This window comes from Leucobacter sp. M11, assembly GCF_035726885.1.
Lineage (GTDB): Bacteria > Actinomycetota > Actinomycetes > Actinomycetales > Microbacteriaceae > JAPFRB01.
Window position 1 is genome coordinate 83,497 of sequence record NZ_JAPFRB010000007.1, and the last position, 11,011, is coordinate 94,507.

General features: G+C 68.9%; 13 protein-coding genes. 7 read left to right on the forward strand and 6 right to left on the reverse strand.

Features of this window, described 5'->3' with window-relative positions; translation table 11 throughout:
* A partial coding sequence (locus OOT08_RS18300) for a single-stranded DNA-binding protein (RefSeq protein ID WP_442916286.1) occupies positions 1 to 330 on the forward strand: 330 nt, incomplete at its 5' end.
* On the opposite strand, the gene OOT08_RS18305 is transcribed toward OOT08_RS18300, so the two are convergent.
* Entirely contained in the window at positions 303 to 743 is a 441-nt protein-coding gene (locus OOT08_RS18305) for a DUF1801 domain-containing protein (RefSeq protein WP_325094314.1), read from the reverse strand. The two genes, OOT08_RS18300 and OOT08_RS18305, sit on opposite strands and share 28 nt — an antisense overlap.
* A 143-nt stretch (positions 744 to 886) precedes the next feature.
* Between OOT08_RS18305 and OOT08_RS18310 the strand changes: the two genes are divergently transcribed.
* The 4 genes from OOT08_RS18310 (at position 887) to OOT08_RS18320 (ending at position 5,149) form a co-directional block, all read left to right on the forward strand.
* Entirely contained in the window at positions 887 to 1,342 is a 456-nt protein-coding gene (locus OOT08_RS18310) for a DUF6993 domain-containing protein (protein WP_325094315.1), read from the forward strand.
* A 351-nt stretch (positions 1,343 to 1,693) separates the two neighbouring features.
* On the forward strand, positions 1,694 to 2,902 hold the full coding sequence (locus OOT08_RS19280; protein WP_442916287.1) for an NAD(P)/FAD-dependent oxidoreductase: 1,209 nt from the start codon (positions 1,694 to 1,696) through the stop codon (positions 2,900 to 2,902).
* A 68-nt stretch (positions 2,903 to 2,970) separates the two neighbouring features.
* Positions 2,971 to 3,846, forward strand: a complete 876-nt coding sequence (locus tag OOT08_RS18315; RefSeq protein WP_325094316.1) for a sigma factor — start codon at positions 2,971 to 2,973, stop codon at positions 3,844 to 3,846.
* A gap of 67 nt (positions 3,847 to 3,913) precedes the next feature.
* Positions 3,914 to 5,149: an ATP-binding protein gene (locus OOT08_RS18320; RefSeq protein ID WP_325094317.1), complete on the forward strand. Its 1,236-nt coding sequence runs from the start codon at positions 3,914 to 3,916 to the stop codon at positions 5,147 to 5,149.
* On the opposite strand, the gene OOT08_RS18325 is transcribed toward OOT08_RS18320, so the two are convergent.
* The gene (locus tag OOT08_RS18325) at positions 5,142 to 5,969 is read right to left on the reverse strand and encodes an aminoglycoside 3'-phosphotransferase (RefSeq protein ID WP_325094318.1); all 828 of its coding nucleotides are present in this window, start codon (positions 5,967 to 5,969) and stop codon (positions 5,142 to 5,144) included. The genes OOT08_RS18320 and OOT08_RS18325 overlap by 8 nt on opposite strands.
* A 154-nt stretch (positions 5,970 to 6,123) precedes the next feature.
* Here OOT08_RS18325 and ettA point away from each other — a divergent pair, with 154 nt between their 5' ends.
* Positions 6,124 to 7,806, forward strand: coding sequence for an energy-dependent translational throttle protein EttA (gene ettA / locus OOT08_RS18330; protein WP_325094319.1), 1,683 nt, complete (start codon positions 6,124 to 6,126; stop codon positions 7,804 to 7,806).
* 3 nt (positions 7,807 to 7,809) lie between these two features.
* Entirely contained in the window at positions 7,810 to 8,277 is a 468-nt protein-coding gene (locus OOT08_RS18335; RefSeq protein ID WP_325094320.1) for an acyl-CoA thioesterase, read from the forward strand.
* A 77-nt stretch (positions 8,278 to 8,354) separates the two neighbouring features.
* Here OOT08_RS18335 and OOT08_RS18340 read toward each other — a convergent pair whose 3' ends face one another.
* The 4 genes from OOT08_RS18340 to OOT08_RS18355 all read right to left on the reverse strand — a co-directional run.
* Positions 8,355 to 8,633, reverse strand: a complete 279-nt coding sequence (locus OOT08_RS18340) for a muconolactone Delta-isomerase family protein (RefSeq protein ID WP_325094321.1) — start codon at positions 8,631 to 8,633, stop codon at positions 8,355 to 8,357.
* A 10-nt stretch (positions 8,634 to 8,643) separates the two neighbouring features.
* Positions 8,644 to 9,765: a mandelate racemase/muconate lactonizing enzyme family protein gene (locus tag OOT08_RS18345; protein WP_325094322.1), complete on the reverse strand. Its 1,122-nt coding sequence runs from the start codon at positions 9,763 to 9,765 to the stop codon at positions 8,644 to 8,646.
* A gap of 209 nt (positions 9,766 to 9,974) precedes the next feature.
* Positions 9,975 to 10,856 (reverse strand): acyl-CoA thioesterase, encoded by an 882-nt coding sequence (locus OOT08_RS18350; protein WP_325094323.1) that lies wholly within the window; start codon positions 10,854 to 10,856, stop codon positions 9,975 to 9,977.
* A 61-nt stretch (positions 10,857 to 10,917) separates the two neighbouring features.
* Positions 10,918 to 11,011, reverse strand: a 94-nt coding sequence (locus OOT08_RS18355) for a hypothetical protein (protein ID WP_325094342.1), incomplete at its 5' end; no start/stop codon positions are given.

Below are 11,011 nucleotides of genomic sequence, written 5' to 3' on the forward strand. Positions count from 1 at the left end.
AACTGGTACACGGTCACGGCGGTGCGGCAGCTCGCCGAACACGCCCGACGCAGCCTCGCCGCCGGAGACCGCGTGATCCTCACGGGAACCCTGCGGCTCCTCGCCCGCCCGGGCGGGGAACGCGGCGGGGTAACCGTCGAGGTCGACGCGGTCAGCATCGGTCACGACCTGCGCTGGCAGGAGGCACGCAGCCTGCGCCGCGCGCCGGGGCAGGCCCCGAGCGACGCGGCGCAACCGGTCCCGCCGCCCCGGCACCTGCCGAGGACGCAGCCCAGCCAAGCGACCCCGGGCGAACCGGACGTTCAGCCGGCCGCGGTCTCCCGGGCATAGGCGTCCGCGACGAGCCGGAACAGGGCCTCCTCGTCCACGCGGGCTAACCGGGTCACGTACACGCACCCCTTCGTGGCGCGCACGTTCCCGATCTCGTCGAGACGGGCCTGCCACGCCGCGTCCGGGGCCTCCGGGAGGAGCCCGTAAAACACGAGCCCCGTCGACCGCAGCGCAAAGGCGATCACGGGGGTCGTGCTCCGGATCCCCGCCGCGGTGTCATACTTCTGCTCGCCGAAACCGAGAATGCTCCCGCCCCAGAGCACGGCGGGCTGCCCCGTGATCTCAGCGAGGCGGGCGAGGACGCGCTCGCCGTCGGCGCGCCGACCCTCGTGCGGGTGGGCCGCGATGACCGCGGCCGGGTCCTGATCGTTGGGCCGGGTTTTGGGGCTGCCGCGTTCTCGAGTCTGGCTCATGCGGCGAGTGTACCCCGTGCGCGCCGATCGGCCGAGGAGGCGAAACGCGCAGGAAACGGCGTCGCTGTGGCCTCGGCAGTGCGTTCCCGACATCGGAGCGTTCTTCCCGGCTCCGCGGGGGCGGCGTCCCGTAGACTGCGGGGGTGCGCACTCAACGTTTCCTCGGATCCGCCCTGGTACTGGGCCTCGCCCTGACCCTGACGGCCTGCGTGCCCCCGCCCGCGGAGCGCCCGAAGCCGACCAAGGACCCGGCCGCGCCGGACCCCGTGCTCGTCGCGGGCGGCTCGGCCGAGGAGAACCTGCCCTTCTTCGAGTTCACCCTGGACCGCGTGGGCGAGAACGACGACATCACGGGTCAGTTCACCGTGAACACGCTCGTGGACGCCGGATTCGACAAGGCCGCGATGCAGGTGTCCTTCGACGAGACGAAGACGAACCTGAAAGCGGACAACATCTTCGTCTCGGTCCGCGTGGGGCAGGAGTGCCTGCTCGGCCAGGTCGTCACGGAAACGGGCGAGGTCGCGGCGACCGTCGAGCCGGTCGTGGGCCCCGAGGCCAACCTCTGCCTGATCGGCAAGACGCGCGCGATCGACTGGTAGCCGGCACCGGCCTGGGGCGAGGGTCTTGCTTGGAGCCGAGATGGTTCCTATCCTGGTGCTCACTGTCGCTGCGGGGGAGTGAGGAACCGGTGTGCTTCCGTGCGCGGCTCGGTGTGGCGGTTTCCCGTGTCGCGGGTGCTGCGATGGGGCGTGGTTGCCCGCGGTCGCAGGCTTTGCTGGGCTGACCCGACCGGACCCGGTGCGCCGTGTCGTTGTCAACAGGTTGCTGATCCGATGGTGCTTGCCGGACTGCGTTGCCCGCGATGCTGCCTCACGTTTTCGTTTCTGTTTCGTCAGTACTGATGACACAGAAACGGTGCTCACCGTTTCCCTGAGCAGAGAGGCGTTGCGATGACTGACCGGAAGACAACGACAGCGGGTGGTTCGTCGGGGAGACTCCTGGTGATCGGCGGGGGATATGCCGGGGTGACGGCGGCGAATCGAATCCGATCGAGTCTGACTCCGACAGAGGCGGAGCGGTTCCGGGTCGTGCTCGTGTGCCCACGGGCGGAGCTCGTGGATCGGTTGCGTCTGCATCAGCTCGCAGCGGGGACACGGGACGAGGTCCGGATCGCGCTGGGCGAGATGCTGCACCCCGGGGTCGACCGGATTGTCGCGACGGTTCACCGGATTGATCCGGGTGCTCGAACCGTCGAGCTCGGGGACGAATCCGGTCACGGGCGAAGCCACCTGGGCTATCATTCCGCGGTGATTGCGGTGGGGAGCGACGCGGTCGGGGCGTCCCCTGACCCAGACTGGCACGGGGTGCAGACCTGGGCGGAGGCGCATCGGTTGCGGCAGGTGCTGGCGTCACTTCGGGGAGACGACGGGCGGGGGAAGCCAACGCACATCACCGTCGTCGGAGGCGGGGCAACCGGTGTGGAACTTGCCGCGGAGCTGGCCGAGTCTGGGGCTGCGGAACGGGTCTCGTTGCGGGGTGCGAGCACACAGCTGGCCGGGGTTCCTGCGCGGGGGCAGCGTCGGATTCGTGAGCTTCTCGAGGCACTGGGGGTGCGTGTCCAGACCGGTGACCGGGTGGAGCCCGGAACCCTGCCCACCTCGGAGCGCGAGGTGACCGTCTGGGCGGGCTCACTCCGCGTGTCGCCGCTGGCGAAGGACTCGGGAATCGAAACTGACCCGAGTGGACGGGTTCGCGTGGACGCGTTTCTTCGGGTCCCCGGACGTCCGAGGCTCTACGCGGCGGGGGATGCGGCCACCGTTGAGGATCCCCGTGGACGCCACCTCCGGATGAGCTGTGCGAGCGCGATTCCCCTCGGCGGTCACGCCGCTTCGGTGCTATTGGCTGACCTGCGGGGGCGCAGGGCTCGGCCGCTGAGCATCGGATATATCACCCGTTGCCTGAGCCTGGGGCGGCGAAACGGTGTCGTCGTTCCGGTGTTCGCCAACGATCGCCCCTGGGGGGTCACGCTCACGGGGAGGCTCGCGCGGTGGTATCGGGCCTGGATCTGCGAAGCCGTGCTTCGGTGGCCGGTGGGGGAAGCGAGACACCCGGGCTCCTCTCCCCGAGTGCCGGGTCCCGTATTGGCGCGTTGGCGATGAGCGGTGCCGGAGCGGGGCGGAACCGAGGGCAGCCCCTGGGGCTCACTCCGGGCAACACGGAGCACCGTGTGCTGTTCGGCGTCGCCTACGGAATGCTGGGATCGGTGCACGACGCGGAGGACGTGCTGCAGGATACGGCGGAACGCTGGTTTCGATTAAGCGTTGATGAGCAACGGGCGATTCGTGTGCCAGCTGCTTGGCTGCGGACCGTGGTTGTGCGCCGGTGTCTCGATGTCATGAAGGGGCAAGCCCGGCAGCGAGAGCGGTACCGGGGAATCTGGCTCCCCGAACCCATGCTGTCCCCGGAGGGGGCCACCCCGAACACTCCCGCGGAGGCTGCGGAACGCGCGGAGGGCGTGAGTTTCGCCCTCGTGCTGGCCATGGAGACGCTGACGCCGGTCGAGCGGGTGAGCTTTGTCCTGCACGAGTCGTTCGGGGTGCCATTTGTCGAGATTGCTGAGACCGTGGGCCGGAGCGTCGAGTCGTGCCGGCAAGCCGCACGCTCGGCCCGAAAGCGCATGGCGGGTGCGCGGGAGCTCTCCCCAGACCTCCAAGCACACGAGAACGCCAGGGCGGCATTTGTGCTGGCCAGCGCGACGGGAAACCTTGACGCCCTGATCGGTATCCTTGACCCCTCAGCGCGGGTGCGTTCGGACGGTGGCGCCTCCGTCAAGGCGGCCCTGCGCCCTATCGTCGGGGCGGATCGAGTGGCAGGGTATCTGCTCGGACTCCTGGCGATCCAACGCACACGACGCGAGGGTCTGCGTTTTCTCCCCTGCCGAGTGAACGGACTGCCTGGGCTACTGATCCGCGACAGCGGTGGGATCATCGGCGTCATCGATATCGCGGTCTCGGGGCGGAAGATCCGTGAGATCGCCATTCAGGTCAATCCTGAGAAAATCGTCGTCCCAGCGGAGCTGCGCGGTTCTCTCCGGGAGAACTGACCAAAGTCGTGAACCAGGAAATTGTTAAAGTTAAATATTTTGTTCACGTATCTGTTAAGTTTAACGTATGCGCACCCCGATTACGAACCCGTTCATGCCCGGAGCCGATGCCGTCCCCGAGGTGTGGGCGGGCCGAGTCCAGCAGCTGACCGACTGGGCCTCCGAGGTGCGCCCGCGCCTCCTCGCGGGGCTCTATGTACGGGGGCGGACCATCCTGGGGGAGCCAGGGCTCGGCAAGTCAACGCTCGTAAACCGAATCGCGGAGCAGGCCCGCGCGCTCGGCGACTGGGTCACCCCGCAGGTGCGCATCCCCACGGGAACCGATCCGTTGAAGGCCGTGGCCGCCGCGGTGCTCCGGCTCGCCGATCACGCGGGGCTCGCCGCGTCCCGGGAGCGCCGCATCGCTGACCTCCTGGGCCGGGTGCGCCAGGTCGAGGTTCGCGGGTTGTCGCTCTCGGTCGACCCGAACGGGGGCGTCGTGCCGCACGTCGCGCTCACGGAGCTCCTCGTCGAGGTGGGCGAGGCCGCGATCGCCGCGAATCAGACGGTGCTCATCCACCTCGACGAGGTGCAGAACATCACGGACGCAAACGCGCTGTCGCAGCTGCTCATCGCGCTCGGGGACGCCAGCGCCTACCGAACACGGATCATGCTGCCGGGCGGGGTGCCGCACGAGCGGCACCTGCCCATCGCGGTCTACCTCACCGGGCTTCCCGAGTTTGGCGAGGCGGCCAGCTCCCGCACCGGGGCGACCTTCTCGCGCCGCTTCGACACCACCGTGCTGACGCCGATCCCCGATGACGACCTCATCCTGGCCCTGCAGTCCTTCGTGCTGCGCGGCTGGGAGGTGACCGGGCAGGACGGCGGGACCGCGCTCGTCAGGATCGATGACGCCGCCGCCCGCACGATCGTCGAGCTGTGCCAGGGGGAGCCGTTCCTGTTCCAGCTGGCCGGGGAAAAAGCCTGGAATGCCGGGCGGGGTGACACGGTCACCCGCGAGGAAGTCCTGCATGGCTGGGGGACCGCGACCGGGGAAGCGGCGGCGCACGTCGAACGAATCCTCGACCGGCTCTCGGGCAAGGAACGCGAGTTCGTCGAGGTGATGGCGCACCTCCCGGAGCGGGAGCGAAACCTGACTCGGATCGCGCAGGAGATGGGCTACCCGCGGGCCACGAGCGCTGGCCCCTTTGCCCAGCGCCTCGACACCACGCGCGCGGTCATTCAGCGCAAGCCCGCGTACCGCTTTCAGCACCGCGCGATCGAGGCGTACCTCACGACCGACTGGCCGGAGCTCGCTAGCTGAGGTCCCAGAGCAGCCGGTAGTAGGCGATCCGCTCCGGGTCCGCCGCGACGCCGTAGCCGGAGTACACCTCGTCCTCGTAGCCGGGGCCGTAGTTCCAGACGGTGCTCCACGCGGCGACCGCGAGATCGGCCCAGGCGTCAGCGACGCCGAGCGAGTCCAGATCGACGTGGGCCGCGTAGCTGCCGTCCGCGGCGAGCAGGGTGTTCGGGGCGCAGGCGTCCCCGTGGCAGACCACGAGCCGGCCGATCTCCGGGGCGTCGGCCAACAGCTCCCGGGCCTCCGGGACGGTCAGGTGCCGGTGCTCCGGCGACCAGTCCGCGGGCTGGGACCCGGCGTCGAGGTGTTCCAGGGCGGCCCGGCGGCGTTCCTCGATCGACCAGCTGAACGGGCACTCGGCAACGGGCAGCGTGTCGTGAAAGAGCCGCAGCCCCGCCCCAATGCCGCGCGCCGCGGTCGCCGGGTCGGCGACCCAGTCCGGGTGCACCGCGGAGCGGCCGGGGAGCGCTGCCATCACGAGCCAGGAACCGTCCTCGTTGCTGCCCTGATCCAGCACCTCGGGGACGCGAATCGTGCCCTCCCCGTGCTGCCCGGCCCAGCGCAGGCGGTCTGCCTCGGCGGCGAGATCGAGCTCCGGGGTGCCGTGCGTCACCCACTTCGCGAAGCGGGTGCCCGGGGCGCCCTCCTCGCCGAGGCGAAAGGTGAGCCCGCCGAGGCCGTTGCGCCACACCGGCGTGATGCTCGCCGATCCGGCGATGCGCTGGATCGCGGTGGGCACGGGCACGGGGCCGTCCGGGATGGCGGCGAGCGGAGAGCTGGGCATGCGTCCATGCTCGCACACGGATCCGGTGAGAAACAGCGTTTTCGCACACCGCCAGGATTGAGGAATCCCGGATAGGATAGGGGGCTGAACCGCTTTCCCACCCGCAGACGTTAGAGGAGTTCGGGCGTGCCCTGGGGCACCATCCGGAAACAATATGGCTGAGTACATTTATTCGATGGTCCGCGCGCGCAAGGCGCACGGCGACAAGGTGATTCTCGACGACGTCACCATGTCCTTCCTGCCCGGCGCCAAGATCGGTGTGGTTGGCCCGAACGGCGCGGGAAAGTCCACGATCCTGAAGATCATGGCGGGGCTCGACACGCCCTCCAACGGTGAGGCGAAGCTGACCCCCGGCTACTCGGTGGGCATTCTCATGCAGGAGCCCGAGCTCGACGAGGACAAGACTGTCCTGGAGAACGTCCAGCAGGGCGTCGGCGAGATCATGGGCAAGATCAACCGTTTCAACGAGATCTCCGCCGAGATGGCGAACCCCGACGCCGACTACGACGTGCTGCTGCCCGAGATGGGGGAGCTGCAGGAGGCCATCGACGCGGTCGACGGCTGGGACCTCGACTCGCAGCTGGAGCAGGCGATGGGCGCGCTGCGTTGCCCGCCGTCCGACGCGATCGTCTCGAACCTCTCCGGCGGCGAGAAGCGCCGCGTGGCGCTCTGCAAGCTGCTGCTGGAGAAGCCCGACCTGCTCCTCCTCGACGAGCCCACGAACCACCTCGACGCCGAGAGCGTGCTCTGGCTGGAGCAGCACCTCTCGAAGTACCCCGGCGCCGTCATGGCCGTCACCCACGACCGGTACTTCCTCGACCACGTCGCCACCTGGATCTGTGAGGTCGACCGCGGTCGCCTCTTCCCCTACGAGGGCAACTACACCACCTACCTCGAGAAGAAGGCCGAGCGCCTGCAGGTGCAGGGCAAGAAGGACCAGAAGCTCGCGAAGCGCCTCGAGTCCGAGCTCGAGTGGGTGCGCACCAACGCGAAGGGCCGCCAGGCCAAGTCGAAGGCGCGTCTGAACCGCTACGAGGAGATGGCCGCCGAGGCCGAGCGGACCCAGAAGCTCGACTTCGAGGAGATCCAGATCCCCGCCGGTCCCCGACTCGGCAACCTGGTGCTCGAGGCGAAGGACATCAAGAAGGGCTTCGGGGAGCGCGTGCTCATCGACAACCTGTCCTTCACGCTGCCGAAGAACGGCATCGTCGGCATCATCGGCCCGAACGGTGTGGGAAAGACCACGCTGTTCAAGACGATCGTGGGCCTGGAGCCCGTGGACGCCGGCACCATGCGCATCGGCGAGACCGTGAAGCTCAGCTACGTGGACCAGACCCGCGGCGGGATCGACCCGAACAAGACCCTGTGGGAGGTCGTCTCGGACGGCTTCGACTACATTCAGGTCGGCAACCAGGAGATCAGCTCGCGCGCCTACGTCTCCACCTTCGGGTTCAAGGGCCCGGACCAGCAGAAGAAGGCCGGGGTGCTCTCCGGCGGTGAGCGGAACCGCCTGAACCTCGCGCTGACCCTGAAGCAGGGCGGAAACCTGCTGCTGCTCGATGAGCCCACGAACGACCTCGACATCGAGACCCTGACCAGCCTGGAGAACGCGCTGCTCGAGTTCCCCGGCTGCGCCGTGGTCATCACGCACGACCGGTGGTTCCTGGACCGGATCGCGACCCACATCCTGTCCTACGAGGGCACCGAGGAGGACCCGGCGAACTGGTACTGGTTCGAGGGGAACTTCGAGTCCTACGAGCAGAACAAGGTCGACCGCCTCGGCGCGGACGCGGCGAACCCGTCGCGTTCCACGTACCGCAAGCTGACCCGCGACTAAGCCGTGCGGGCACACATCGACCTGGAGTTGCGCTGGGGGGACCAGGACGCCTACGGGCACGTGAACAACGTGGCCTTCGCGCGGTACCTCGAAGAGGCGCGGGTGCGGCTGTTTTGGCTCGGCACCGCCCGCGAGGCGACCGGTTTGGAGCAGCACTTCCGGGCCGATGACCCGGCGGGGCCGAAGATGCTGGTGGCGAGCCAGCAGATCGAGTTCACCGCGGTGCTGAACTACTCGGAGGCGCGGATCGTGGTCGAGGCCTGGATTGGCCGACTCGGCGGTTCCAGCCTCGAGGTGCACTACGAGATCGTGAGCGCGGACGATGCCGCGCGCACCGTGTTCGCGAAGGCCATCAGCACGATGGTGCTCGTCGACGGGGAGACGCTCCGCCCGGTGCGGCTGTCCGCCGAGGGCCGCGACTCGATCGCCGACTGGCAGGATGAGCCCCTCTCGATCGGGCGCGCCCGGTAACGGGTGTGCCCCGCCCGAGCGCGCCCCCGGCAATCGCCGGGCGGCGCGCTCGCGGTTCCTCGTCGCGGCGAGCGCGCTTATTCGAGCGCGTTCGGGTGCTGGGCAAGCGGCGTGACGCGAATCCGCATGAACGCAAACATGGGGAATTCGCTGAGCACCCGGTGCAGCTCCTCGTGGGAGGACACCTCGAACACGGAGTGATTGGCGAACTCCCCGACGATGCGCCAGAGGTGCCGCAACGTGCCCCGGCGTTGCAGCACGGCCGAGTACTCGCGCTCCCGGGTCTGGTACTCTGCGATTTCCTCCGCGCTCAGGTGCGCGGGGAAGGCGACGTCCATGCGGGCAAGAAACAACACGATTCTCCTCCTAGTGCGGTGATGGGGACGTGGCGTCCTGGCGGTAGTGGGCGAGCTTGTCCTCGTCGATGACCGCGCCGACGCCGGGGAGGGCCGGGACCTGAATCCGTCCGGCCCGGATCCGCAGGGGATCAGCGAGGAGGTCGTCCGACATATCGAGGAAGTTCGAGAGCTCCCCGGCGCGGCGCGAGGTGGCCTCGTGGGCCGCCCCGAAGACGACCGTGGCGACGGAGCCGACTTGGGTGTCGATCTGATTGCCCATCGTCACGTCGACGCCGAGCCCGGAGCAGAGCCCCAGGATCTCGGTGGCTTCGGTGAAGCCGCTGCGCGCCGTCTTCAGGCTGACCGCGGAGCAGCCGCCGGAGAGGAGCTCGCGGGACACGTCCCCCGCGGTGGGCACCGACTCGTCCCCGATGATCGGGATGGGCGACTGCTGGACCAGCCTGCGCCGGCTGAGCGCCTCCTTCGCATCGCAGGGCTCCTCAAGCGCGGTGAGCCCCACATCCGCGGTGCGGCGCAGGACCTCGAGCGCCTCGTTGGCGCTCCAGCCCCGGTTGGCGTCGAGGTACAGTTCCACGTCCGATCCCAGGCCCTCGCGCAGGACGTGGCAGGCCTCGATGTCGAGCGCGAGGGGTCGACGGCCGACCTTGAGCTTGAACGTGCTGATGCCGTACTCCTCGCGGAAACGCTGCGCCTCCGCGAGCAAATCCTGCGCGGGACGGAACCCGAGCATGTGCGAGACCCGCATGGAATCGCGAAACCCCCCGAGGAGCTTATGCACCGGAGTACGCAGGGCCTTGCCCAGCACATCCCAGAGCGCGATATCGACGGCGCCCTTGGCGACCTGGTTGTGCATGGTTCGGCCGAGCACCGCGTGCACCTTCCCCCGGTCGAAGGGATCGAGCCCGATGAGCTGCGGGGCGAAAACGGAGTCGATGATCGCCTTCATCGAGGCCTGCGTCTCCCCGTAGGTGAAGGGGCGCGGCGGCGCATCGGCCTCGCCGACGAGGCCGTCGTCGGTGTGGATGCGCACGAGGACGTGTTCGGCGTGGGCGACCTGCCCGCTCGCAAAGGCGAGCGGGGTCGTGTAGGGGATGGAGTAGGGGATCGCTTCGAGGCGCAGTATTTTCACGCGGGACGTCCTTCCGTCGCCGCCGAGGTCTGCGGATCGGCCACGAGAAATTCCCCCAGTTCATCGGCACGGGGTGTGCCCACTGGCCAGCGTAGGGCGGAACGATTCCGGCAGAGAAATACTGTTTTCCCCCGGATTCAGACGCTCCCGCTCTCAAAGGCGGCACGCCGCGGGCCCGGCCGCGCAGCCGGGCCCGCGCTCCGCGGCGCTTAGGCCTCGTCGCGGCCGCGCGGGGGCCGGATCGTGCCCTCCTGCGCGACCGAGGCGACGAGGCGGCCCGCCTGGTCGTAGAACTCGCCACGGCCGAGGCCGCGCCCGCCCTGGGCGGTGGGGGAGTCCATGACGAAGAGGAGCCACTCGTCCACGCTGAAGGGACGGTGGAACCACATCGCGTGGTCGAGGCTCGCCATCTTCATGCCCGCGGTCGCCCAGGGATAGCCGTGCTTGCGGGCGATGGGCTCCAACAGGACGAAGTCGCTGCCGAGGGCGAGCGCGGCGCGGTGCATGAGCTCCCCGCCCGACATGGTGTTGCGCGCCCGCATCCAGACGAGCTGCTTCGCGGTGCGCTCCGGGACCCTCAGCACGATGTCGGTCTCGACGTAGCGGAAGTCGAAGGGGCGGTTCAGGATCCAGGAGGCGCGGCCCTCGTCGGCGAGGTGCCCGTACTTCTCCCACACCGAGGGCAAGGCCTCGGGCGGCGTGACCGAGGCCACGTCGAAGTCGCTCTGGTGCTCAAGCCCCTCGTCGTCATTCTGGAAGGAGGAGATCATCGACATCAGGGCGTTGCCGTCCTGATAGACCTGGGTGCGCCGCGTGGAGAAGGATCGCCCGTCGTAGAGGTCGGCGACCTCGAAGGTCATCTTCTGCGTGCTGTCGCCCGGGCGCAGGAAATAGCCGTGCATCGAGTGCAGGTTGCGCCCCGCTGGCACGGTCAACCCGGCCGCGACGAGCGCCTGCCCGAGCACGTGCCCGCCGAAGGCCCGCCCGTGCGGGGTGGGCAGCGCGGGGCCCGTGAACACCTCGTAGCGGGTGCGCGCGCCGGAGTCGACGACCGCGAGCAGTTCCTGCAGATCAGATGGTGGCATGGTCATGTTGCTCCTTCTCACGGGTCTCTCACCCCAGTCTAGGGTTGTGGCCGGGCTTCAGCACCGATCAGAGCTGGGCCGCGATGGCGCGTCCCGCGCTGCGCCCGCTGAACAGGCAGCCACCGAGGAAGGTGCCCTCGAGCGCGCGATAGCCGTGCATT

What these genes read in the sequence shown, in the direction of transcription:
- OOT08_RS18305 (WP_325094314.1), bottom strand. Translation starts at nt 743, where the DNA reads ATGAGCCAGACTCGAGAACGCGGCAGCCCCAAAACCCGGCCCAACGAT.
- OOT08_RS19280 (WP_442916287.1), top strand. Translation starts at nt 1,694, where the DNA reads ATGACTGACCGGAAGACAACGACAGCGGGTGGTTCGTCGGGGAGACTC.
- OOT08_RS18320 (WP_325094317.1), top strand. Translation starts at nt 3,914, where the DNA reads ATGCGCACCCCGATTACGAACCCGTTCATGCCCGGAGCCGATGCCGTC.
- OOT08_RS18325 (WP_325094318.1), bottom strand. Translation starts at nt 5,969, where the DNA reads ATGCCCAGCTCTCCGCTCGCCGCCATCCCGGACGGCCCCGTGCCCGTG.
- ettA (WP_325094319.1), top strand. Translation starts at nt 6,124, where the DNA reads ATGGCTGAGTACATTTATTCGATGGTCCGCGCGCGCAAGGCGCACGGC.
- OOT08_RS18350 (WP_325094323.1), bottom strand. Translation starts at nt 10,856, where the DNA reads ATGACCATGCCACCATCTGATCTGCAGGAACTGCTCGCGGTCGTCGAC.